Genomic DNA, 19,820 nt, shown 5'->3' with positions numbered 1-19,820 from the left:
ACTGATGGAGGAAATATGTCAACTATTGAAGAACAATTAAAAGCGCTTCGTGAAGAAACGCTAGCTAGCTTAAAGCAGATTTCTGCTGAAAATGAAAAAGAGCTGCAAGAATTGCGCGTCTCTGTCCTTGGTAAAAAAGGTTCATTGACTGAAATCCTTAAAGGGATGAAGGATGTTTCTGCAGAAATGCGTCCAATTATCGGAAAACACGTCAATGAAGCTCGTGATGTTTTGACAGCTGCATTTGAAGAATCAGCTAAGCTCTTGGAAGAAAAGAAAGTTGAAGCTCAACTAGCAAGTGAGAGCATCGATGTTACGCTTCCAGGTCGCCCAGTTGCGACTGGTCACCGTCACATCCTCACACAAACTAGTGAGGAAATTGAAGACATCTTCATCGGGATGGGTTACCAAGTAGTGGATGGTTTTGAAGTAGAACAAGACTACTATAACTTTGAACGTATGAACCTTCCAAAGGATCACCCAGCTCGTGATATGCAGGACACTTTCTATATCACAGAAGAAATCTTGCTTCGTACTCACACGTCTCCAGTTCAGGCTCGTGCTATGGATGCCCATGATTTTTCAAAAGGGCCTTTGAAGATGATCTCACCAGGACGTGTATTCCGTCGTGATACGGATGATGCAACCCACAGTCACCAGTTCCACCAGATCGAAGGTTTGGTTGTTGGGAAAAACATCTCTATGGCTGACCTTCAAGGAACTCTCCAGTTAATTGTCCAAAAAATGTTTGGTGAAGAGCGTCAAATTCGTTTGCGTCCATCTTACTTCCCATTCACTGAGCCATCTGTTGAAGTGGATGTTTCATGCTTCAAGTGTGGAGGAGCCGGCTGTAACGTATGTAAGAAAACAGGTTGGATCGAGATTATGGGTGCCGGTATGGTTCACCCACGTGTCCTTGAGATGAGTGGCATCGATGCAACTGTTTACTCTGGTTTTGCCTTTGGTCTTGGACAAGAGCGTGTCGCTATGCTCCGTTACGGAATCAACGATATCCGTGGATTCTACCAAGGAGATGTCCGCTTCTCAGAACAGTTTAAATAAGATTGAAACCTGAAACACAATCCTAAACAGTTGTTCTCGTTTTCACATAGTCTAGAAATTGAAACGATTGACTCGAAGAAAAAGAAAGGAATTGAAAAGGTCTCGCTTGCTGGGACCTTACAATTAGAATTATGTTAGTATCATACAAATGGTTAAAAGAATTGGTGGACATTGATGTGTCCTCACAAGAGTTGGCTGAAAAAATGTCAACTACAGGGATCGAGGTAGAAGGTGTTGAAACACCAGCTGCTGGTCTCTCAAAAATTGTCGTCGGAGAAGTCTTGTCTTGCGAAGATGTGCCAGAAACACACTTGCATGTCTGCCAAGTCAATGTGGGTGAAGAAGAAGCCCGTCAAATCGTCTGTGGAGCACCAAATGTGCGTGCAGGCATCAAGGTTATGGTAGCTCTTCCAGGTGCTCGCATCGCGGACAACTACAAGATCAAAAAAGGGAAAATCCGTGGCTTAGAGTCACTCGGGATGATTTGTTCACTTGGTGAATTGGGCATTTCTGACTCCGTTGTACCTAAGGAATTCGCAGATGGCATCCAAATCTTGCCTCAAGATGCCGTTCCTGGAGACGAAGTCTTCTCTTACCTAGACTTGGATGATGAAATTATCGAACTTTCCATCACCCCTAACCGTGCAGACGCTCTTTCTATGCGTGGGGTAGCGCACGAAGTAGCAGCTATCTGTGGCAAGGCAGTCAACTTTAAGAAATTCAGTTTAACAGAAACAGACCAAGCTGCAGCCGATGCTCTTTCTGTCAGCATTGACACAGACAAGGCGCCTTATTATGCCGCTCGTATCTTGGACAATGTGACCATCGCACCAAGTCCACAATGGTTGCAAAACCTTCTCATGAATGAAGGCATCCGTCCGATTAACAATGTCGTTGACGTGACCAACTACATCCTGCTTTACTTTGGTCAACCCATGCATGCCTTTGACTTGGATACCTTTGAAGGAAGCGAGATCCGTGTGCGTGAAGCGCGTGCTGGTGAAAAATTGGTAACCTTGGACGGTGAAGAACGTGAGTTGGAAATAAATGACTTAGTGATTACTGTGGCTGACAAGCCAGTTGCTCTTGCAGGTGTTATGGGTGGTCAGGCTACAGAAATCTCTGAAAAATCTAATCGTGTTGTCCTTGAAGCTGCTGTCTTCAATGGCAAATCTATCCGTAAGACCAGCGGTCGTCTCAACCTTCGTTCTGAATCTTCTTCTCGTTTTGAAAAAGGCATTAATGTAGCAACAGTCAATGAAGCCCTTGATGCGGCAGCCAGCATGATTGCAGAGCTTGCAGGTGCAACAGTGCGTAAGGGCATTGTTTCAGCAGGTGAGCTTGACACTTCTGATGTGGAAGTTTCTTCAACTCTTGCTGATGTCAACCGTGTCCTCGGTACAGAGCTTTCATTTGCTGATGTTGAAGATGTCTTCCGTCGCCTTGGCTTCGGTCTTTCTGGAAATGCAGATAGCTTCACAGTAAGCGTACCACGTCGTCGTTGGGATATCACTATCGAGGCTGACCTCTTTGAAGAAATCGCTCGTATCTATGGATATGATCGCTTGCCAACCAGTCTTCCAAAAGATGATGGTACCGCTGGTGAATTGACTGCGACACAAAAACTCCGTCGTCAAGTTCGTACTATCGCTGAAGGAGCAGGATTAACTGAAATCATCACCTACGCTCTTACAACTCCTGAAAAAGCGGTCGAGTTTACGATTCAGCCAAGTCATTTGACAGAATTGATGTGGCCAATGACTGTGGATCGTTCAGTTCTCCGTCAAAATATGGTTTCAGGTATTTTGGATACAGTTGCCTACAACGTAGCACGTAAGAATAAAAACTTGGCTCTTTATGAGATAGGAAAAGTCTTCGAGCAAACTGGTAATCCAAAAGAAGAATTGCCAAATGAAATCAACAGCTTTGCCTTTGCCTTGACAGGTTTAGTCGCTGAAAAAGACTTCCAAACAGCAGCAGTTTCAGTTGATTTCTTCTACGCCAAAGGAATTTTGGAAGCTCTCTTTGCCCGCTTGGGTCTTGAAGTGACTTATACAGCAACCTCTGAAATCGCTAGTCTCCACCCAGGACGTACAGCCTTGATTTCACTTGGTGACCAAGTCCTTGGTTTCCTCGGTCAAGTACACCCTGTTACGGCTAAGGCTTATGATATTCCAGAAACTTATGTAGCAGAGCTCAACCTTTCAGCTATTGAGACAGCTCTTCAACCAGCCGCTCCATTTGAGGAAATTACTAAATTCCCAGCAGTCAGCCGTGATATTGCTCTCCTCTTGAAAGCAGAAATCACTCACCAAAATGTAGTTGATGCCATCCAAGCTGCTGGCGTGAAACGTTTGACAGACATCAAACTCTTTGACGTCTTCTCAGGTGAAAAACTAGGACTTGGTATGAAGTCAATGGCCTATAGCTTGACCTTCCAAAATCCAGAAGATAGCTTGACCGACGAAGAAGTCGCACGCTACATGGAAAAAATCCAAGCATCACTCGAAGAAAAAGTGAATGCAGAAGTGCGTTAAAAATTTTCAATCCATCCCTAGGGATGGATTTTTTAGTAGAAAAAATCATCAAGCTTTAGCCTGATGATTGAATTAAATTGACGGGGAAACAACTCCTTTTTAATACTGTTACAAGATGATCAGACATCGGTATTTTTTGTCATCCAATCAGCTATGAAGTGATAGGTATCGTTTCGATTATTCTCGTTTAGAATTTCGTGACGAACCTCTTCAACTAATCGGAGGCTTACTTTCGAATGTGAAGCCTTTAGGAGTTTTACAAATCTTTCGATACCTTTACCATTTTCACCTAGAGGGTCTTCTTGTCCCGAAATAACGAGAATAGGAAGTTGAGCTGGGATCTCATCAATCACTTGTTTACTAGCTACTTGGTTAGAAAAGTAAAAAATAGATCTGTACATAGGAATCGTAGGTATGAATTGACAGAATGGATCCTTCAGATAAGCTTGATTGGATTCCTCATTTTTTGAGAGCCAATCGACAGATGTTTTAGGATTCTTAATACTACGGTTAAAACTATCAGTTGATAGATAGGTCAGGAGTTTACTACGGTGTTTATTCCCTTTTATAAGTCGGATGCATTCTGTTAGGATGAGAGCAAATCGAGTTAGAAACTGAGGTTGTTGACCAGTCGCCATGATAATCAAGGCATTGATAGGTGGTTTTCGTTTAGCTACATAATAGCGACACATAAGAGAACCCATAGAATGCCCTAGAAGGACGATTGGAAGTTCTGGATAGCTTTCTTGAATGAAGGAGGTCACTCTTTCAATATCATCGATGAGTTCCTCGGGAGATTCAGGAAAGACTCCGAGTTGACTTGGATTTTGAGCAGTATGACCATGGCCAAGCTGATCATGGCCGATAACCGTAAAGCCTTCTTTATTCATGGCTAGAGCAAATTCTTCATATCGTTCCACGTACTCTACCATTCCATGTACAAGCTGAAGAACGGCTTTTGGCTGTTCAGCTTCCCAAATGATTAAGTTATTGTTGTTTGGTTCGAGTTTAAGTCTTTTTTTCATATCAGATTCCTTGCCTATGATAATCTATAGTCTATCAAAAATATACCATAAAATAGCACGATAAGCTAGGCAGGATGATGAAGATTGCTAGTCACAATTCAGGACTGAAAATGAACATTTGAGGACATAGCCAACGGATTTATCAAGAAATGAGTATAATAAATTTATCACTTAAAATCTGGGGATAAAATACTTGGCGAAGAGCCAATAAAATACCAATTCAGTAAATATCCTTTTAAAAACAAAGATTTAAAAATGTACATAAATCATTGTAAAAGTTATCAAAAAGGAGTATAATGAGTGCAATAAATTTCGGAGGTGGATGATGCTCGAAGTAAGGAATCTAGAGAAAAGTTTTGGGCCTAAGCAAGTTTTGTTTGGTGTTGACTTTCAAGCACGACCAGGGCGTATTTTGGGGCTGGTTGGGAAAAATGGAGCTGGGAAAACCACTATTTTTCACAGTATTTTGAAATTTTTAGACTATCAAGGGGAGATTGAGCTTGATGGTCAAGATATTCGTCAGGAGACCTATGCTCGCATTGGTTATCTCCCTGAAGAACGTAGTCTTATGCCTAAATTGACAGTCCTTGAACAAGTTCGTTACTTGGCGACCCTAAAAGGCATGGACACCAAGGAAATCAAAGAAAAACTCCCTCAATGGATGGAAAAACTGGAAGTCAAGGGAAAACTGACGGATAAGATCAAGAGTCTCTCAAAAGGAAATCAACAGAAGATTCAATTGATTATTACTCTGATTCATGAACCCGACTTGATTATCCTAGATGAGCCTTTTAGTGGCTTGGATCCAGTCAATACCGAACTCCTTAAGCAGGTTATCCTAAAAGAAAAAGAACGTGGCGCGACCATTATCTTTTCTGATCACGTCATGACCAATGTCGAGGAACTCTGTGATGATATCCTCATGATTCGTGATGGGCGTGTGGTCTTGCATGGACCTGTCCAAGAAGTCCGCAATCAATACGGGAAAACACGACTTTTTGTTTCAAGTGAACGAAGCAAGGAAGAACTGGAGAGTCTTCCTCATGTCAAACAGGTTAGCTTGACCAAGCAAGGTAGTTGGAAGTTGATCTTGGATGATGAAAGTGCTGGTAGGGAACTCTTCCCAATCTTGACTCAGGGGAAATATATCGCAACCTTTGACCAACAAGCGCCGACAATCGATGAAATCTTTAAACTAGAATCAGGGGTGGAAGTATGAGAAATATGTGGGTTGTAATCAAAGAAACTTATTTACGACATGTTAAGTCGTGGAGTTTCTTCTTTATGGTGATTTCACCTTTCCTCTTTTTAGGTCTGTCTGGAGGAATTGGTTATCTTCAAGGAACGTCTTTGGCACAAAATGATAAAGTTGCAGTGATTAGCTCGGTTCCAACTGTTACAGAAGGTCTTAAAACAGCCAATGGTCTTAATTTTGATTATCAGGACGAAGCCAGTGCCCAAGCTGCTATCAAGGATGAGAAAATCAAGGGCTATCTGATGATTGACCAAGAAGATAGTGTCCTTAAGGCAGTCTATCATGGTGAAACTTCACTAGAGAGTGGAATTAAATTAGCAGTGACCGCTAAGTTGAATGAACTCCAGTCCCAACTCAACCGTTCAGAAGCAAATTTGTCTCAGGAACAGGAAAAACGCTTGGCTCAAACGGTTCAATTTACAGAGAAAATTGATGAAGCCAAGGAAAATAAAAAGATGGTCCAAACCTTTGCGGCTGCAGGACTGGGATTCTTCCTTTATATGATCTTAATCACTTATGCTAGTGTTACTGCTCAGGAAGTAGCCAGCGAGAAAGGGACCAAAATCATGGAAGTGGTCTTCTCCAGTATTCGTGCCAGCCATTACTTCTACGCCCGCATGATTGCCCTGCTCCTAGTCATTTTAAGTCATATTGGGATTTATGTTGTAGGTGGACTCGGAGCTATCTTATTCTTTAAGGATATGCCTATCTTGGCTAATTCAGGTATTCTGAATCACTTGGGAGAAGCCTTTTCGATCAATACCTTGTTATTTGTCTTAGTCAGTCTCTTTATGTATGTGGTCTTGGCTGCCTTCTTAGGTTCTATGGTTTCCCGTCCTGAAGATGCAGGAAAGGCCTTATCTCCGTTGATGATTTTGATAATAGCTGGTTTTGTAGGCGTTACTGCCCTAGGCGCTGCAGGAGACAATTTGATTTTGAAAATCGGTTCTTATATTCCTTTCATTTCGACCTTCTTTATGCCTTTTAGAGCTATCAATGGCTATGCAAATGGTTTGGAAGCTTGGATTTCACTTATGATTACGATTGCTTTTGCGGTGACTGCAACCATCTTTATCGGACGGATGTATGCTAGTCTGGTCCTTCAAACAGATGATTTAGGTATCTGGAAAACCTTTAAACGAGCTTTAAGTTACAAATAAATTATTGGACCTGTGAGTGTATCTCTCAGGTCTTTCAATTAGCTGAAATATTTCACATTTATTTCTTCTAAACCTTTGACTATTAGGCAAAATTATCGTACAATAAAGAGTACATGATAAAATGAGATCAGAGTTTATTCACTCTGGCAATAGTAGTAATAATTGAGGAGAAACGCTTTGGAATTAGAAGTATTTGCTGGGCAAGAAAAAAGTGAACTATCTATGATTGAGGTGGCTCGTGCCATCTTAGAACTTCGTGGTCGTGATAATGAGATGCATTTTAGTGATTTAGTGAATGAAATCCAAAACTATCTCGGTACCTCTAACAGCGATATTCGTGAAGCTTTGCCTTTGTTCTATACAGAGTTGAACTTTGACGGAAGCTTTATCTCTCTTGGAGATAATAAATGGGGTCTTCGTTCATGGTATGGAGTGGACGAAATCGATGAGGAAATCATTGCTCTTGAAGAAAGTGACGATGAAGAGGTCGCACCTAAACCTAAGAAAAAACGTGTTAATGCCTTCATGGACGGAGATGCAGATGCCATTGATTATGATGCAGATGATCCTGAAGATGAGGATGCTTATGAAGAAGATCCAGCCCTTTCTTATGACGATGAAAATCCAGATGATGAGAAGAATGAGGTTGAAGCCTATGATGCTGAAATCAACGAAATCGCACCAGATGATCTAGATGAAGAAGTCGATCTTAATGAAGAAGACGACGAAGACTCTGAAGAAGAGGAAGAATAAAAATAAAAAGGAGTTGGAGCTGGAATCGGTCTATCAAGTCTCGATTTCCTAGTCCAGCTTTTTTGTATTAGTCTGAATTAGTTTTGTAAGCTGGAATGCGCCAAGTCAACGATTTGTTCTATTTGACAAATGGTTCATTTTGAGGTAAGATATTGTTCGGGCACCTCTTTTTGAGGTCGGAGCTTCCTAGTTTTTAGGGAGCTATTTTTGTTTTTCCAGGAAAATTATCATACTGGATTGTAGTTGTCGATGAAGGTCTTGTTTTCTCAATCCCCTGTTAGTGAACAAGACCTTGTGAATTTTAGAAAGAGGAATCTATGTCTACGAAATATATTTTTGTCACTGGTGGTGTGGTGTCGTCTATTGGGAAAGGGATCGTTGCGGCGAGCCTAGGACGGCTCTTGAAAAATCGTGGTTTGAAGGTGACCATTCAAAAATTTGACCCTTATATCAATATCGACCCAGGAACCATGAGTCCTTACCAGCACGGGGAAGTCTTTGTAACTGATGATGGGGCTGAGACAGATTTGGACTTGGGTCACTATGAACGTTTTATCGATATCAACCTCAACAAATACTCAAACGTGACAACTGGTAAAATCTACAGTGAAGTTCTTCGTAAGGAACGTCGTGGAGAGTACCTCGGTGCAACTGTCCAAGTCATTCCTCATATTACAGATGCCTTGAAAGAAAAAATCAAGCGTGCTGCCCTAACGACTGACTCTGATGTTATTATTACAGAGGTTGGGGGAACAGTCGGCGATATTGAGTCCCTTCCATTCTTAGAGGCGCTTCGTCAGATGAAGTCTGATGTCGGAGCAGAAAATGTCATGTATATCCATACAACCTTGCTTCCTTACCTCAAGGCGGCTGGAGAAATGAAGACCAAGCCGACTCAACACTCTGTCAAAGAATTGCGTGGTTTGGGAATCCAGCCAAATATGTTGGTCATTCGTACAGAAAAACCAGCAGGACAAGGGATTAAAAATAAACTAGCCCAGTTCTGTGATGTGGCGCCAGAAGCAGTTATTGAGTCCTTGGATGTGGATCATCTTTACCAAATCCCACTTAATCTGCAAGCACAAGGCATGGATAAAATCGTCTGTGACCATTTGAAGATTGATGCACCGGCAGCAGATATGACAGAGTGGTCAGCTATGGTTGACAAGGTCATGAATCTCAAAAAACAAGTCAAGATTGCCCTTGTTGGTAAGTATGTCGAGTTGCAAGATGCCTACATTTCTGTCGTAGAGGCTTTGAAACACTCTGGTTATGCCAATGATGCAGAAGTGAAGATTGATTGGGTCAATGCTAACGATGTGACAGCTGACAATGTGGCGGAACTATTAGATGACGCTGATGGAATTATCGTTCCAGGTGGTTTTGGTCAACGTGGGACAGAAGGTAAGATTCAAGCGATTCGCTATGCGCGTGAAAATGATGTACCAATGTTGGGAGTCTGCTTGGGAATGCAGTTGACCTGTATCGAGTTTGCCCGTAATGTCTTGGGTCTTGAAGGAGCTAATTCAGCAGAGCTAAATCCTGATACCAAATACCCTATCATCGATATCATGCGTGATCAGATTGATGTTGAGGACATGGGTGGTACCCTTCGTTTGGGACTTTATCCTTCTAAGTTAAAACGTGGTTCTAAGGCAGCGGCAGCTTATCATAACAAAGAGGTGGTGCAACGCCGTCACCGTCACCGTTATGAGTTTAACAATGCTTTTCGTGAACAGTTTGAAGGAGCAGGTTTTGTCTTTTCAGGAGTGTCACCAGATAATCGTTTGGTAGAAATTGTGGAAATTCCAGAAAATAAATTCTTTGTGGCTTGTCAGTACCATCCAGAGCTATCAAGCCGTCCAAACCGCCCAGAAGAACTCTACACTGCTTTTGTGACTGCAGCGGTTGAGAACAGCAATTAGCAAAATCAGAACCTTTGAGAACAATCTCAGAGGTTTTTCCTATATAAATTTAGATATCTTTTGTCAAAAAAACAACATAGTGATATAATTAACATAAAAAACAGGAGGAAATCCCATGAAAAAAATCACACTATTTAGTTTGTCTTTAGCAGGTCTAGCTTTATTAGCTTTCCCTCATTCAGGAAAGGCCTTCGAATTGGAAGAAGAATGGGTTATCAAGGGTGGCGTTTGGTATCAAGATGGCAAAATTCTCCGATTTAATAATGGCCATGAAGTAGATATTAAAGTCTTGGATTTGCCAAAAAACGAGAAAATCGAGTGGAAAGTTACTTTAAATGGTCAGGATCAGACAGTCAATTTCCTAGGTCAAGAAAAGGACAAGTCTATGGTAGGTTCAGAGGGGCGTTACCTGAATTTCTATGTACCTTATGGATACCGTGGAGATATTGTAGTAGAAGCTAAGAGCGGAAATGAAGTAAAGACCTGGTCCACTAAAGTGGTAGATGACGTATATAATGGCGGAAAGAGTGGCTACTACCATATTAAAGAATCAAATGATCAATACACCTACCTTGATACTAAATGGGACTATCAAACCAAGACCTACACAGCTACCTTACCAGAAACTGTCAATGGTCAAAAAGTCTATGCTTGGGAAGACTATGACAATGGTGAGTTAAAACTTACAAAACCAGAATCTATCAGTCATTACTATAAGGGGGGAGGAGCATTCAGAGAACTTTATCCAATTGTAAAAGCAGAAAGCTGGTTAAAATCACATCAGAACTGGTATTATCAAAAACAAGGTCAATTAGTTCAAAATGCTTGGGTTAAGGATAATGGAACTTGGTACTTTATGGATGATGAAGGAGTTATGTTTAATCAAACATGGCTCTATCAAGGTGACAGTTGGTATGCCTTTAAGTCATCAGGAGCCATGATTTCAGCTGATTGGTTATATGATAATGGGTCTTGGTATTACCTGAAAGATTCAGGTTCTATGGCAACAGGCTGGCTTAAAGATGGTGGCACTTGGTATTACCTAAACAAGTCAGGTTCAATGGCGACAGGCTGGGTCAAGGATCAGGGGGAATGGTATTACCTAAAAGATTCAGGTTCAATGGCAACAGGCTGGGTCAAGGACAATGGTAAGTGGTACTATCTGGCTTCATCTGGTAAAATGCTTCGCAATACATACACACCAGACGGCTACTATGTAGATGGCAGCGGTGCTTGGAAATAATCATGAAACAGAGAAAGTCTACTGAGAAGGTAGATTTTCTTTTTTTCATTTTCATAATTATGAAAATCTGGAAAAAGGACACTATTTTTGATAAGATAGAGTTATGGATTTTGAAAAAATTGAACAAGCATATACTTATTTACTAGAAAACGTTCAAATCATTCAAAACGATTTGGCGACAAATTTTTACGATGCCTTGATTGAACAAAATGGGATTTACCTAGATGGCCAAACCAATTTGGAGCAAGTCAAAAAAAATAACCAGGCCCTAAAACGCTTGGCACTTCGAAAAGAGGAGTGGCTACGGACCTACCAATTCCTATTGATGAAAGCTTCGCAAACGGAACCTCTTCAGGCTAATCACCAGTTTACACCTGACGCGATTGGTCGCTTGATGATTTTTATCATCGAGCAGCTTTGGCCAACTGAAGCCTTGAGTCTGTTAGAATTGGGTTCTGGGATGGGAATTCTGGGTGCTAATTTCTTGACATCTATGAACAAAAAAGTAGATTACCTGGGGATTGAGATTGATGATCTCTTGATTGATCTGGCGGCAAGTATGGCAGAAGTCATGGATCTTCAAGCAGCCTTTGTACAGGGTGATGCTGTGAGGCCGCAGGTCCTCAAAGAAAGTGATGTCATTGTGAGTGACCTACCGATTGGCTACTATCCAGATAATCAAATAGCTTCACGTTACCAAGTGGCAGCTAAGGATGAACACACTTACGCTCACCATTTGATGATGGAGCAATCTCTCAAGTATCTTAAGATGGGAGGCTATGCTATTTTCCTTGCTCCAACAGATCTTTTAACGAGTTCCCAGAGTGACCTCTTGAAATCCTGGCTGACTGATCAGGCTCAACTAGTAGCTATCGTAGCTTTACCAGAGGATCTCTTCGCTCAAGGAGCCCAGTCTAAGACCATTTTTGTTGTACAAAAGAAAGTGATAGAAGGCTTTGAGACCTTCGTTTATCCACTTGCTAGTCTTCGTGATCCTGAAATTTTGTTGGAATTTAAGGAAAATTTTCAAAATTGGGTTCAAGAACATGAAATCTAGTATAAATTTTGATATAATAGCTGTAAACGCTTAAAAAGGGGAATAAATTATGACAAAAACCATTGCAATTAACGCTGGGAGCTCTAGCTTAAAATGGCAACTGTACCAAATGCCAGAAGAAAAGGTACTTGCAAAAGGTTTGATTGAGCGGATTGGATTGAATGATTCAGTTTCCACAGTTAAGTTTGATGGTCGTTCAGAGAAGCAAGTTCTTGATATTGAAAACCATACTTTGGCTGTAAAAATCTTGCTTGATGACTTGATTCGTTTTGAAATTATTAAAGCTTATGATGAAATTACTGGTGTTGGACACCGCGTCGTTGCAGGTGGAGAATACTTTAAAGAATCTACAGTTGTTGAAGGGGATGTTCTAGAAAAAATCGAAGAACTAGGTCTTCTAGCTCCATTGCACAACCCTGCCAACGCAGCTGGTATTCGTGCCTTCAAAGAATTGTTGCCAGAGATTACAAGTGTAGCAGTCTTTGATACATCATTCCATACAACAATGCCAGAAAAAGCCTACCGCTATCCATTACCAACTAAGTACTATACAGAAAACAAGGTTCGTAAATATGGAGCTCACGGTACAAGCCACCAGTACGTAGCTCAAGAAGCAGCAAAACTCTTGGGACGTCCACTTGAAGAGTTGAAATTGATTACCTGTCACATTGGTAATGGTGCTTCTATTACAGCTGTTAAGGGTGGTCAATCTGTTGATACATCCATGGGATTCACTCCACTTGGTGGTGTTATGATGGGAACTCGTACAGGGGATATTGACCCGGCTATCATTCCTTATTTGATGCAATATACAGAGGACTTTAACAAGCCTGAAGATATCAGTCGTATCCTCAATCGCGAGTCAGGATTGATGGGTGTTTCAGGTAAGTCTAGTGATATGCGTGATGTTCAAGCGGCAATGGAAGCAGGTGATCCTGATGCAACATTGGCTCTTGAAATGTACGTTGACCGTATCCAGAAACACATCGGACAATACTTGGCTGTCCTAAACGGAGCAGATGCTATTATCTTCACCGCAGGAGTTGGTGAAAATGCTGCTCTTGTACGTGAGAAAGTCATCACTGGTATTTCTTGGTTCGGTTGTGATGTAGACCCAGAGAAAAATGTCTTTGGTGTGACTGGAGATATCTCAACAGAAGCAGCAAAAATTCGTGTACTTGTCATCCCAACTGATGAAGAGCTTGTCATTGCTCGTGACGTTGAACGTTTGAAAAAATAAAAGATAAGAAAATCGACCTCTCTTTAAAGAAGGTCGATTTTTATGTTGTTAACGAGTGCTTACCATTTGGTTAGGGAAACTTCACCGCTATGGAGCCATATTTTTTCACCCGTCGGTAATTCTATCTGCAGTTGTCCATGGTCAGAAATTTCACATGCTCTACCAGAAATAATCTCTGAATCTTGCTTAAAAGAAATCTCTTTTCCTAAAACGATGGAGCGCTTTTTATAGAGATAGAGGAGTTCATCGACTTCTGTTTCATAAAAGCATTTCCAAATCTCAGCGATGAGTTCATTCCGAGTGATAGGGGCTTTTTGCTGGAATAAGCTTCCAGCTTTTGTTTGTAGGTTTTTGGGAAAATCAGTAATAGAAAAGTTGATCCCGACCCCAATGATAACATCTGTTACCAGTCCAGTTTCAACAGAAGTAATTGCTTCGGTCAGGATGCCAGCAATTTTTTTCTGATTCAGATAAATATCATTAACCCACTTGATATCCACATCAATCAGACTAAGGTTCTTGATAGCCTTGTAGATAGCTCCAGCAGTTAAGAGGGTATAGGCAGGGAGGTCTTGATAAGGAAGGTTGGGTTTGAGATGAAGAGACATATAAATCCCTCCTTGAGGAGGAGAAAAGTAGGGACGTTGAAAACGTCCACGTCCAGAAGTTTGGCTAGTTGAGAGATAGAGAGTGTCTCCGTTAGAGCCAGCCTCCAGAGCTTCTTTGGCATCGGTTTGGGTTGATTTGGTCTGGGGTTTAAATCGGACAGTGACGGGACTCTGGTCTTCAATCTCTTGGGGCAAGATAAGGTCACCTTGGAGGAGTTTATAGCCACGATTTTTAATGCTATTAATCTCAAGACCTTCTTGTTGGAGACGCTGGATAGCCTTCCATACAGAGGTTCGGGATAGACTTAATCTTTCAGCGATTTTTTCTCCACTTACATAGTCTTTTTCAGTAGCTAAAATTTTATAAACTTCTTGGTAGGATTTCATGGTAAGACCTTTCTCTAGCAATTAATGTTATTGTACCATATTTTCAAAAAAGGGTGAGTGCTTTTTAGGCTAATCTTCTTAAGCTATAAAATTTTACCGAGTTTTAGTATCCATGGTATGTGCAAAGTTGTTTTCAAATCCTTTGAAAAGTGGTAAAATGTTTTAATAGCTTATTTATCTGAATTTAGTATTCAGAAGGAAAGGATCTGTTGTGAAATCAATAGGTATCATTGAAAAGTTAAAGGGCTTATCGAAACAAGAAAGAATTCTCCTTGGAGTGATTCTTAGCATTTTTCTCCCTTTTTATCTTTTCGTTATTATTTTTTTCTCCTACTTACTTTGGTTAGTTTATACTGGGGAGATGAAGGGAATTTTGAAACGTTTGTCTCAGCACCCTGTCTTGCTCTTTTTTATTGCCTATAGTACCGCTATTTCTCTCTTAGCACAAAATGTGATGGGAGTAGTGGCCTCGGTGAGCATGTTACTTTTTGCCATTTTCTTTTACTATTATCAAGCCCAGTTAACTCCTAAGTTTTTCCGCTTGACCTTACAGGGTGTTTTAGCTTTTAGTGTTCTGGCAGCGGCCTTTGCAGCCTTGGAACATTTCCAAATTGTAAAGAAATTTGATTATACCTTCCTATCACCACGGATGCAGGTATGGCATCAAAACCGAGCTGAGGTTGCTTTCTTTAATCCTAATTATTACGGGATTATCTGCTGTTTCTGTATCATGATTGGTTTTTACCTGATTAGTACGACTCGATTAAGATGGTTACGAATTTTTTCTATGATTGCCATCTTTGCTAATCTCTTTGGTTTGAACTTTACGCAGAATCGAACAGCTTTTCCAGCCATCATCTTTGGAGCCGTTATTTATCTCTTTACAACCATTAAAAACTGGCGTGCCTTCTGGCTTAGTATAGGAGTTTTTGGCGTTGGCTTAGCATTTTTATTCTCAAGTGATTTGGGAGTTCGGATGGGGACCTTGGATTCATCTATGGAAGAACGAATATCGATCTGGAATGCCGGGATGGCTTTGTTTAAGCAAAATCCCTTCTGGGGTGAAGGTCCTCTGACCTATATGCACTCTTTCCCACGTATCGGTGCCCCCTACCATGAACATGCTCATAGTATATACATTGACACGATTTTAAGCTACGGTGTGGTGGGAACAGTACTTTTAGGGATTGCTTCAGCGACTCCAATCCGTATGCTGATTGATATGAGTCAGGTACCTAGTAAACGTCCAATAGTTGGTCTTTATCTTTCATTCCTAACTGTAGTAGCAGTACATGGAATTTTTGACTTGGCTCTATTTTGGATTCAGTCATCTTTCATCTTCCTCTTGGTCATGTGTAGTTTACCTCTCAAACACAGTGCCTTAGTAGAAGAATTAGTCGATTAACAACAAAAAGCTATAGGAGTAATTTTTTTCTCTCCTATAGCTTTTTTGGTTGTTAGTTAAGACAGTTTAGGACTTTTATTGAATGGCTTTAAGCAGGTCTTGAGCTTGAATTTTTAGCGATGCTGCAACACTATCTTCGAGAACTAATTGACCATCTGCCCAAGCAGAATCATTGACACGAGCTACAGTAAAATCACCGACAACTTGTGTACGGATAAATGGCAAGAGGTCTTTGTAAATCGCAAAGAGTTGAGCGTGTCCAGCATTTGCTACAGATGATACTGTAACAATCTTATCTTGAAGTGCAGATGCTCCGCGTGTATCAGATAAGTCAATGGCGCGTGAAAGCCAGTCAAGCAAGTTTTTCACTGTACCAGGAATGGAGAAGTTGTAGACTGGAGAGAAGATCCAGATAGCATCAGCAGCAAGAACTGCTTCACGAGCTGCTGTTACAGCTGGAAGAGTTGGAACTTCAAGATCTTGACTAAATAGTGGAATAGCTGAGTAATCAAGGTAGCTGACTTCAACAGTTTCAGCAAGTGCTTTTTCAGCTTCTAATGCCATTTGGTGGTTGAAAGAACCTTCACGAAGTGAACCAACGATAAATAATACTTTTTTAGACATAGGAAGTCTCCTTTAGATTTTAATCAGAGTTTCCTCTGTTGTTACATACAATGTTACAACAAAACAAAATGATTTTCAAGGAATTTGCTCAGCAATCAAAAAAATTTTGTTAAAAGTATAACCTAAAGGCAAAATTCTATTCACGGAGGGTTAAGGGAAAGTCCATGTATGGCTAGTTTGGACCTTCTCCAGCTAGCCAATCAAGTCCTATAAAAATCCAAGAACAGTCCCTCTATTCACTTGTAATAAAGAAGGATAGATGGTAAAATAGACGAGTGAAAATGAGACAGAAAAAAGAAAAAAATTCCCTATTATTTCAGTACAGTATTGGCTTAACCATGCTGGCTCTAGTTGTGACCTCTTCCTTTCTTTATTTGGTGTGGCTTGGTATGAAGCCTTATCGAACTGCAAAGACAGAAGGGGAGAGACTGGCCAAGCAGTATGCTGAGCTGGAAACGGTTAGCCAGATTGACTTTTTTAATGGTTTAGAGAGCTACTATAGTGTTATCGGCCAAGATAAAAATCAAAATCCAATAGCTGTTTTAATTGAGAAAAATAGTCAAAAAATCTATGTGTATCAACTAGAAAGTGGCACTTCACAAGAAAAAGCAGAAGCAGTTGTCAGAGAAAAAGGAGCAACTGAAATCGACAAGATTACCTTTGGACGGTATGCTGATAAGCCCGTCTGGGAAATCAAGTCTGGTGGAGACTACTATCTGGTTGATTTTGAAACAGGTGTCATACTCGAAAAGGAGAAGCTATGAAATTATCCAAACGTGTTTTAGAAATGGAAGAAAGCGTCACTCTGGCTAGCGATGCAAAAGCTAAGAAGTTAAAAGCAGAAGGAAAGGATGTCCTTTTTTTAACCTTGGGTCAGCCAGATTTCCATACTCCTAAAAATATTCAAGATGCTGCTGTTGAGGCTATTCGAGATGGACGTGCTTCTTTCTATACGGTAGCTTCAGGTTTGCCTGAATTAAAAGCAGCGGTCAATACCTATTTTGAACGTTATTATGGTTATTCTGTAGCGGCTAATGAGGTCACATTTGCTACAGGTGCCAAGTTTTCCCTTTATACTTTCTTTATGGCTGTTATCAACCCTGGAGATGAGGTAATCATTCCTACTCCTTACTGGGTCAGCTATGGGGATCAGGTTAAGATGGCTGAAGGTGTACCAGTATTTGTCCAAGCCAAGGAAGACAATCACTTTAAAGTAACTGTGGAGCAATTAGAAGCAGCTCGAACAGATAAGACTAAAGTCTTAGTTCTTAACTCACCATCTAATCCTACCGGTATGATCTACTCTCGGGAGGAATTGTTAGCCATTGGAAATTGGGCAGTTGAGCATGATATTCTTATCCTAGCAGATGATATTTATGGTCGTTTGGTCTATAACGGGAATGAGTTTGTTCCAATCTCCAGTCTTTCAGAAGCTATTCGCAAACAAACTATTGTCATCAATGGAGTGTCTAAGGCCTACGCTATGACAGGATGGCGTGTTGGTTATGCAGTAGGTGATCCAGAAATTATTGCTGCTATGAGCAAATTGACTGGTCAAACAACTTCTAACCTAACCGCTGTTTCACAATACGCAACAATCGAGGCCTTAACTGGTCCACAAGACTCTGTAGAAACCATGCGTCAGGCTTTTGAGGAACGTCTCAATACCATTTATCCTCTCTTGTGCCAAGTCCCTGGCTTTGAAGTAGTCAAACCGCAAGGAGCTTTCTACCTCTTCCCAAATGTTAAAAAAGCTATGGAGATGAAAGGCTATACAGATGTAACAGAATTTACAACGGCTATTCTTGAGGAAGTTGGTCTGGCCCTGATTACAGGAGCAGGATTTGGAGCACCAGAGAATGTCCGTCTCAGCTATGCGACAGACCTAGATACACTCAAAGAAGCTATTCGTCGCTTGCACCTATTTATGGAAAAATAAAACTAAGATCTTCGTCGTCTTGACGGAGATTTTTTTGGATAAAACCTGAGATTTTTCTCTGATAGAATCTAGCTATCAGGCATTATTTGTGGTACAATAGTGGGTAATAATGTCTCTAGACAAGTTAAACAAAAAAAGGAAGATAAAACATGACAAAACGTGTAACAATTATCGAAGTAAAAGACTACGTTGGTCAAGAAGTCACTATCGGTGCTTGGGTTGCTAACAAGTCAGGAAAAGGAAAAATTGCCTTCTTGCAATTGCGTGACGGAACTGCCTTCTTCCAAGGCGTGGCTTTCAAACCAAACTTTATCGAAAAATTTGGAGAAGAAGTAGGTCTTGAAAAATTTGACACCATCAAACGCCTAAGCCAAGAAACTTCAGTCTTTGTAACAGGGATTGTTAAAGAAGACGAGCGCTCAAAATTTGGTTATGAGTTGGATATTACAGACATCGAAGTCATCGGTGAATCTCAAGACTACCCAATTACTCCAAAAGAACACGGAACAGACTTCTTGATGGATAACCGCCACTTGTGGTTGCGTTCACGCAAACAAGTAGCAGTGATGCAAATCCGTAACGCTATTATCTATGCAACTTATGAGTTCTTTGATAAGAATGGCTTCATGAAATTTGATAGCCCAATCCTTTCAGGAAATGCTGCAGAAGATTCTACAGAACTTTTTGAAACAGACTACTTTGGAACACCAGCTTATTTGAGCCAATCAGGACAGCTTTATCTTGAAGCAGGTGCTATGGCCCTTGGTCGCGTCTTTGACTTTGGACCAGTATTCCGTGCGGAGAAATCAAAAACTCGCCGTCACTTGACTGAGTTCTGGATGATGGATGCTGAGTATTCATACTTAACACACGATGAATCACTTGACTTGCAAGAAGCTTATGTTAAAGCGTTACTTCAAGGTGTTCTAGATCGTGCTCCTCAAGCCTTGGAAACATTGGAACGTGATACAGAGCTCTTGAAACGTTATATTGCAGAGCCATTCAAACGTATTACTTACGATGAAGCCATTGATCTTTTGCAAGAGCATGAGAACGACGAAGATGCTGACTACGAACATCTTGAGCATGGAGATGATTTCGGTTCACCACACGAAACTTGGATTTCAAACCACTTTGGTGTACCAACCTTTGTGATCAACTATCCATCAGACATCAAAGCTTTCTACATGAAACCAGTTCCTGGGAACCCAGATCGCGTGCTTTGTGCAGACTTGCTTGCGCCAGAAGGTTACGGAGAAATCATCGGTGGTTCCATGCGTGAGGAAGACTACGATGCCCTTGTCGCTAAGATGGAATCACTTGGAATGGATCTTACAGAGTACGAATTCTACCTTGACCTTCGTAAATATGGTACAGTACCACACGGTGGATTTGGTATTGGTATCGAGCGTATGGTAACCTTCGCAGCTGGAACTAAACACATCCGTGAAGCCATTCCATTCCCACGTATGTTGCACCGTATCAAACCTTAATAGCCATAAAAACGACGTCTGGCGTTTTTATACTCTTCGAAAATCAAATTCAAACTACGTCAGCTTCACCTTTCCGTACTCAAGTACAGCCTGCGGCTAGCTTCCTA

Annotated in this window: 16 protein-coding genes; 13 read left to right on the top strand and 3 right to left on the bottom strand. The window is 41.0% G+C overall.

The features are described from left to right. Nucleotides 1–15: 15 nt before the first annotated feature. Nucleotides 16–1,062, top strand: a complete 1,047-nt coding sequence (gene pheS, locus HMPREF2987_RS07015) for a phenylalanine--tRNA ligase subunit alpha (RefSeq protein ID WP_075229915.1) — start codon at nucleotides 16–18, stop codon at nucleotides 1,060–1,062. 131 nt (nucleotides 1,063–1,193) lie between these two features. Then, nucleotides 1,194–3,599 carry a phenylalanine--tRNA ligase subunit beta gene (gene pheT / locus HMPREF2987_RS07010; RefSeq protein ID WP_075229914.1) on the top strand — a complete coding sequence of 802 codons (2,406 nt, stop codon included), beginning with the start codon at nucleotides 1,194–1,196 and terminating at the stop codon, nucleotides 3,597–3,599. A 119-nt stretch (nucleotides 3,600–3,718) separates the two neighbouring features. On the opposite strand, the gene HMPREF2987_RS07005 is transcribed toward pheT, so the two are convergent. Then, nucleotides 3,719–4,624, bottom strand: coding sequence for an alpha/beta fold hydrolase (locus HMPREF2987_RS07005; protein ID WP_075229913.1), 906 nt, complete (start codon nucleotides 4,622–4,624; stop codon nucleotides 3,719–3,721). A gap of 325 nt (nucleotides 4,625–4,949) precedes the next feature. On the opposite strand from HMPREF2987_RS07005, the gene HMPREF2987_RS07000 reads away from it, so the two are divergent. From HMPREF2987_RS07000 to HMPREF2987_RS06970, 7 genes are all read left to right on the top strand, one after another. Continuing rightward, nucleotides 4,950–5,843 (top strand): ABC transporter ATP-binding protein, encoded by an 894-nt coding sequence (locus HMPREF2987_RS07000; protein ID WP_075230065.1) that lies wholly within the window; start codon nucleotides 4,950–4,952, stop codon nucleotides 5,841–5,843. Next, nucleotides 5,840–7,039: an ABC transporter permease gene (locus tag HMPREF2987_RS06995; RefSeq protein ID WP_075229912.1), complete on the top strand. Its 1,200-nt coding sequence runs from the start codon at nucleotides 5,840–5,842 to the stop codon at nucleotides 7,037–7,039. Before HMPREF2987_RS07000 ends, HMPREF2987_RS06995 begins: the two co-directional genes overlap by 4 nt. A gap of 177 nt (nucleotides 7,040–7,216) precedes the next feature. Then, nucleotides 7,217–7,792: a DNA-directed RNA polymerase subunit delta gene (gene rpoE, locus HMPREF2987_RS06990; RefSeq protein WP_075229911.1), complete on the top strand. Its 576-nt coding sequence runs from the start codon at nucleotides 7,217–7,219 to the stop codon at nucleotides 7,790–7,792. A 317-nt stretch (nucleotides 7,793–8,109) separates the two neighbouring features. Further along, a complete protein-coding gene (locus tag HMPREF2987_RS06985; RefSeq protein ID WP_075229910.1) occupies nucleotides 8,110–9,717 on the top strand; it encodes a CTP synthase in 1,608 nt (535 codons plus the stop codon). Nucleotides 9,718–9,832: 115 nt separating this feature from the next. Further along, nucleotides 9,833–10,960, top strand: a complete 1,128-nt coding sequence (locus HMPREF2987_RS06980) for an N-acetylmuramoyl-L-alanine amidase family protein (protein WP_075229909.1) — start codon at nucleotides 9,833–9,835, stop codon at nucleotides 10,958–10,960. 103 nt (nucleotides 10,961–11,063) lie between these two features. After that, complete coding sequence (locus HMPREF2987_RS06975) at nucleotides 11,064–12,017, top strand: class I SAM-dependent methyltransferase (RefSeq protein WP_075229908.1); 954 nt, start codon at nucleotides 11,064–11,066, stop codon at nucleotides 12,015–12,017. A gap of 49 nt (nucleotides 12,018–12,066) precedes the next feature. After that, nucleotides 12,067–13,257: an acetate kinase gene (locus HMPREF2987_RS06970; protein WP_075229907.1), complete on the top strand. Its 1,191-nt coding sequence runs from the start codon at nucleotides 12,067–12,069 to the stop codon at nucleotides 13,255–13,257. Nucleotides 13,258–13,316: 59 nt separating this feature from the next. Here the strand turns inward: HMPREF2987_RS06970 and birA are convergent, their stop codons facing one another. Next, the gene (gene birA / locus HMPREF2987_RS06965; RefSeq protein WP_075229906.1) at nucleotides 13,317–14,252 is read right to left on the bottom strand and encodes a bifunctional biotin--[acetyl-CoA-carboxylase] ligase/biotin operon repressor BirA; all 936 of its coding nucleotides are present in this window, start codon (nucleotides 14,250–14,252) and stop codon (nucleotides 13,317–13,319) included. Nucleotides 14,253–14,463: 211 nt separating this feature from the next. Here birA and HMPREF2987_RS06960 point away from each other — a divergent pair, with 211 nt between their 5' ends. After that, complete coding sequence (locus HMPREF2987_RS06960) at nucleotides 14,464–15,657, top strand: O-antigen ligase family protein (protein WP_075229905.1); 1,194 nt, start codon at nucleotides 14,464–14,466, stop codon at nucleotides 15,655–15,657. A 75-nt stretch (nucleotides 15,658–15,732) separates the two neighbouring features. Here HMPREF2987_RS06960 and HMPREF2987_RS06955 read toward each other — a convergent pair whose 3' ends face one another. Continuing rightward, complete coding sequence (locus tag HMPREF2987_RS06955) at nucleotides 15,733–16,281, bottom strand: NADPH-dependent FMN reductase (protein ID WP_075229904.1); 549 nt, start codon at nucleotides 16,279–16,281, stop codon at nucleotides 15,733–15,735. Nucleotides 16,282–16,556: 275 nt separating this feature from the next. On the opposite strand from HMPREF2987_RS06955, the gene HMPREF2987_RS06950 reads away from it, so the two are divergent. From HMPREF2987_RS06950 to asnS, 3 genes are all read left to right on the top strand, one after another. Next, nucleotides 16,557–17,045, top strand: coding sequence for a cell wall elongation regulator TseB-like domain-containing protein (locus tag HMPREF2987_RS06950; protein WP_075229903.1), 489 nt, complete (start codon nucleotides 16,557–16,559; stop codon nucleotides 17,043–17,045). After that, entirely contained in the window at nucleotides 17,042–18,220 is a 1,179-nt protein-coding gene (locus HMPREF2987_RS06945) for a pyridoxal phosphate-dependent aminotransferase (RefSeq protein ID WP_075229902.1), read from the top strand. Before HMPREF2987_RS06950 ends, HMPREF2987_RS06945 begins: the two co-directional genes overlap by 4 nt. 149 nt (nucleotides 18,221–18,369) lie before the next feature. Further along, nucleotides 18,370–19,713: an asparagine--tRNA ligase gene (gene asnS / locus HMPREF2987_RS06940; RefSeq protein ID WP_075229901.1), complete on the top strand. Its 1,344-nt coding sequence runs from the start codon at nucleotides 18,370–18,372 to the stop codon at nucleotides 19,711–19,713. Nucleotides 19,714–19,820 lie beyond the last annotated feature (107 nt).

The sequence above is a fragment of the Streptococcus sp. HMSC067H01 genome (genome assembly GCF_001814775.1).
Lineage (GTDB): Bacteria > Bacillota > Bacilli > Lactobacillales > Streptococcaceae > Streptococcus.
Note: the sequence above shows the minus strand (reverse complement) of the source record. Positions and strands in the feature narration are given on the sequence as shown.

Excerpts from the sequence above, each read along its gene's own strand:
- HMPREF2987_RS06980 (WP_075229909.1), top strand. The coding sequence starts at position 9,833 with ATGAAAAAAATCACACTATTTAGTTTGTCTTTAGCAGGTCTAGCTTTA.
- HMPREF2987_RS06945 (WP_075229902.1), top strand. The coding sequence starts at position 17,042 with ATGAAATTATCCAAACGTGTTTTAGAAATGGAAGAAAGCGTCACTCTG.
- HMPREF2987_RS07005 (WP_075229913.1), bottom strand. The coding sequence starts at position 4,624 with ATGAAAAAAAGACTTAAACTCGAACCAAACAACAATAACTTAATCATT.
- asnS (WP_075229901.1), top strand. The coding sequence starts at position 18,370 with ATGACAAAACGTGTAACAATTATCGAAGTAAAAGACTACGTTGGTCAA.
- HMPREF2987_RS06955 (WP_075229904.1), bottom strand. The coding sequence starts at position 16,281 with ATGTCTAAAAAAGTATTATTTATCGTTGGTTCACTTCGTGAAGGTTCT.
- HMPREF2987_RS06975 (WP_075229908.1), top strand. The coding sequence starts at position 11,064 with ATGGATTTTGAAAAAATTGAACAAGCATATACTTATTTACTAGAAAAC.
- HMPREF2987_RS06970 (WP_075229907.1), top strand. The coding sequence starts at position 12,067 with ATGACAAAAACCATTGCAATTAACGCTGGGAGCTCTAGCTTAAAATGG.
- HMPREF2987_RS06995 (WP_075229912.1), top strand. The coding sequence starts at position 5,840 with ATGAGAAATATGTGGGTTGTAATCAAAGAAACTTATTTACGACATGTT.
- pheS (WP_075229915.1), top strand. The coding sequence starts at position 16 with ATGTCAACTATTGAAGAACAATTAAAAGCGCTTCGTGAAGAAACGCTA.
- HMPREF2987_RS06985 (WP_075229910.1), top strand. The coding sequence starts at position 8,110 with ATGTCTACGAAATATATTTTTGTCACTGGTGGTGTGGTGTCGTCTATT.
- birA (WP_075229906.1), bottom strand. The coding sequence starts at position 14,252 with ATGAAATCCTACCAAGAAGTTTATAAAATTTTAGCTACTGAAAAAGAC.
- pheT (WP_075229914.1), top strand. The coding sequence starts at position 1,194 with ATGTTAGTATCATACAAATGGTTAAAAGAATTGGTGGACATTGATGTG.
- HMPREF2987_RS07000 (WP_075230065.1), top strand. The coding sequence starts at position 4,950 with ATGCTCGAAGTAAGGAATCTAGAGAAAAGTTTTGGGCCTAAGCAAGTT.